Origin of the sequence: Streptomyces sp. SID12501 (assembly GCF_010550245.1) — a bacterium.
In the GTDB taxonomy this organism is placed as follows: Bacteria; Actinomycetota; Actinomycetes; order Streptomycetales; family Streptomycetaceae; genus Streptomyces.
Genome location: NZ_JAAGLU010000111.1, coordinates 1 through 1,218, shown reverse-complemented (window position 1 = coordinate 1,218; position 1,218 = coordinate 1). Strand labels below are relative to the sequence as shown.

Sequence of the window (1,218 nt, the reverse complement as noted above, 5' to 3'; positions counted from 1 at the left end):
TCTTCTGGTCCCCCCGGCTGCCCCAGGGCTTCAAGGAGTTCTGCGCCCGCGTCTCGATCGACACCTCCTCGGTGCAGTACGAGTCCGACGAGCTGATGCTCCCGCGCTTCGGCGACGACACGGCCATCGCCTGCTGCGTCTCGGCGATGCCGGTCGGCAAGCAGATGCAGTTCTTCGGTGCGCGGGTCAACCTCGCCAAGGCGCTGCTCTACGCGATCAACGGCGGCCGTGACGAGATCTCCGGCAAGCAGGTCGCGCCGGTGTCCGCGCCCGTCGAGGGCGAGGTGCTCGACTACGACGACGTCATGGCCAAGTTCGACAAGACCATGGACTGGCTCGCCGAGACCTACGTCGACGCGCTGAACTGCGTGCACTACATGCACGACAAGTACGCGTACGAGCGCATCGAGATGGCGCTGCACGACCGCACCATCCTGCGGACCATGGCCTGCGGCATCGCCGGCCTGTCGGTCGTCGCGGACGCGCTGTCGGCGATCAAGCACGCGAAGGTCACGCCGCTGCGCACGGCCGACGGCCTGATCACCGAGTACGCGATCGACGGCGACTTCCCGACGTACGGCAACGACGACGACCGCGCCGACGACATCGCGGTGTGGATCGTGCGGCGCTTCATGGAGAAGATCCGCGCCGTCCCGACGTACCGCAACGCGCTGCACACGCAGTCGGTGCTGACGATCACGTCGAACGTCGTCTACGGCAAGGCCACCGGGTCGACCCCCGACGGCCGCAAGGCCGGCGAGCCGTTCGCCACGGGCGCCAACCCGATGAACGGGCGCGACACGCACGGCATGCTCGCCTCGGCGCTCTCGGTCGGCAAGCTGCCGTACTCCGAGGCGCAGGACGGCATCTCGCTGACCTCGTCGATCGTCCCCTCGAGCCTCGGCCGCGAGAAGGACGAGCAGGTGACGAACCTGGTCGGCCTGCTGGACGCGTACATCCTGTCCTCCGGCTACCACATGAACGTCAACGTGCTGAACCGCGAGACGCTCCTGGACGCCATGGAGCACCCGGAGAACTACCCGAAGCTGACCATCCGGGTCAGCGGGTACGCGATGAACTTCGTCCGGCTCCCGCTGGACCAGCAGCTCGACGTGCTGAACCGCACCTTCCACGGCTCGCTGTAGGCCCCCCGAACCGCGTGGCCCGGGGCCGAGACCCCACCCCTCACCCCGGCGCCCGGACCGCGCGCCCAACCTC

The 1,218-nt window shown here is 68.4% G+C and carries 1 protein-coding gene; it reads left to right on the top strand.

From position 1 onward, the window contains the following. Positions 1–1,145: pyruvate formate lyase family protein (locus G3I71_RS44640; RefSeq protein ID WP_275409407.1), on the top strand; the 1,145-nt coding region annotated here is incomplete at its 5' end. Positions 1,146–1,218 lie beyond the last annotated feature (73 nt).